The organism is Leuconostoc sp. BM2, assembly GCF_002095565.1.
In the GTDB taxonomy this organism is placed as follows: Bacteria; Bacillota; Bacilli; order Lactobacillales; family Lactobacillaceae; genus Leuconostoc; species Leuconostoc falkenbergense.
In genome coordinates this window covers 1-2,544 of record NZ_MOWQ01000073.1, presented here as the reverse complement: position 1 = coordinate 2,544, position 2,544 = coordinate 1, and the positions used below count along the sequence as shown (strand labels likewise).

The window sequence follows — 2,544 nt, the reverse complement described above, 5'->3', positions numbered from 1 at the left end:
AGTAAACCTTACCGTGTGATCTTTTCTTCTCAAATTTAGTTCCCAATTCACGACCTAACTTTTTGTTAGTCATATCAACACCGTGTAACCTTTTCCACGTATCAAAGCGTGTTGCAATTTCTTTAAACTCTGTGCGTTCATCAGTTGAATAATCAAAATACTCCTCAATGAATGACTGCACATCGTCCATTTCATCACGGTATTCATTGGTTTCATTCAAAACAACCGGAGGTGGATTAAGTCCGTCACGTTGCCATTTCATTGTGCCTTCTTGAATCCATGCAAGGATTGCATCAGCTTCCGTACGCAACTTATCTTCCAACTTTTTATCCATATTTTCAGTTTTCACTTGATTTCTGAATGGAATAAAAATCAAACGTCTCCAAATACCGTCGTCGGTACCGTTAATAATTGGCTTGTGGTTAGTCATCATGAAGATTGTTCCAGTTGGTCTGAACTCAATTTCATTACTGTGTAGCTTACGAGCCGTGATAGTATCTTTACTGGTAATTTTCTTAATGAGACCTTCAGCAAGTGGTTTACCTTCTTCTGGCTCTGATAGAACCATTAGACGTGCGCCTTTCATTCGTGCAATATCACCGCTTGGACCACCTGAATTTCGTGAACGACTGGCAAATACTGTCTCTGGATCAACGTTAATTGAATAATCTCCCAACACATAATCAATCGTGTTCATAAATACAGATTTACCGTTTTTACCATTACCGTGCAATATGAACATCACTTCTTCGTCCATTGTTCCAGTAGCTGCATAACCCAATGCTCGTTGTGTAAATTCAATTAACTCTTCATTGCCTTTAAAAGTTTGCTCTAAGAATGCTAACCAGCGTTCTGGTGCTTTTTTATCATTATATTCAGCGTTAGTTATTTTAGTGAATCTATCCTCGTGGGTAGATTCTTTAACCGCTCCACTAGTCAATTCAAGTACACCACTTGGCGTGTTAAGAATGCTCAATTCTTTATCAAAATCATCTGTTGTTATCGTGATTAAATTGCGAAGCTCTTTGATTGCATTTTCTTTAGCACTGTGTGACCGTGACTTCTTTTTGAATGCAGCTTTCAATTCATCAGGTGTTTTATTGCTATCACCCATGTTTTCTGGGGCAATCGTAAATTCTGGTTCTTCCTTAATACGATCAACTGTTTTATTCATCGTTTTTTCTAGCAATCGGTAATTATCTTCTTGCCACACTTGACCGTCATAATACATGCTCTTACGCGTGATTGTATCGTACAAAAAGTTATCACCATAATAATACTGAAAACGCTCTGCTAGTCCTGTGTCATCATAAGAAAAGAACTTTTGTTTTGGACTGTCGTCTTTTTCAGCAACAATTTCTGCATTGCCTGTTAAAAATGTTGGCAAATCATCTAAATCAATTAATGGTTTCAAGTTTTTGCCGTGATAGACCTCTGTTTGTTCAGAAATAGCCTTAGTCAATAATGCAATACCGTAAGTAGTCTGACCACGCTTCTCATTGTATTTATCACGGAACAAGACTGAATCTCTGAATATCTCGTCCATTTGTGCAAAGTCTCGTCCGGTCCAGAATGATAAGTAATTAGCTAGTGCTAAGTCAGCTTCTGATTGGCTCGCATAATCATTTTCCCAACCACCGTCAATCAAATGTTTAATGCGTACACCGGCACTGCTTGAGTACATCATTTCTAGCAAGGCTGGTGTATCAATTCTTTCAGTAACTGTATTATCGACCACACCTAAATCAACGTTGATTTTACTTGCTTTCATAAAATACTTACGGTGTAAGCGACCAATAACTTCATCAGGCACTTTCATAATTGATTCTGATTTTGTGATTGTGTCACCTGTGAGCGCAAAGAAACGTCCATTATCATACATTTCAAAGTTGTTATGTCGGCGTTGCCCTTCTGGTAGGTTTCCTTTGGCAATGATATGAATGCCTTCACCACTCATAGACTTCTCTGTGTAAGATTGTGTTGAGCTAACAAACTCATCGACGATATTATTATCACGATCACCTTCAATAAAGCCGTCAACATCTGACTTAATATGGTCAATGTCAATTCCAAAATAACCGTTAGCAAAGTAGAAAGCCAAACCATCAGCGTTAGCAAAGTGTTCCATAGCATTTGATGCTGTTGCGAAGTCAGACCACGTACTAGAGTCGTTAGACTTACCAGCGCCACCACTATAAGGGTCAACAGGTACTTTGGTATATTTATTTTTACTTGGTTGCCAAATCCGATGATACAGCCCCCATTGCCTTAGGTCTCGCAGTTCTTGCGGTATGTCTGTATAACTCATGTTGTCTCCTATAATCCGTATATTATCAGCGCGCTTGGAAATGGTGCTGCATCCATTGTTTCCCCATCAATTTCAAATTTCAAACGTCCCTTAATAAATTTAACTGTCGCCTTATCCTGAATGTACTCATGCCAATACTTTGTATCAGTTCTCGATGGTATCAACATCACGATAAATCTATTTGGATCACGCAAATGTTCTTCATACGCTTTTTTGATAAACTCGCCGATATGTCG

The 2,544-nt window shown here is 38.6% G+C and carries 2 protein-coding genes; both read right to left on the bottom strand.

Annotation, left to right across the window (positions count from 1 at the left end):
- Positions 1–2,308 (bottom strand): phage/plasmid primase, P4 family (locus BMG01_RS10280; protein WP_084013488.1); only part of this gene is annotated, 2,308 nt, incomplete at its 3' end.
- Between the two features lie 8 nt (positions 2,309–2,316).
- A partial coding sequence (locus BMG01_RS10275) for a phage N-6-adenine-methyltransferase (protein WP_233127303.1) occupies positions 2,317–2,544 on the bottom strand: 228 nt, incomplete at its 5' end.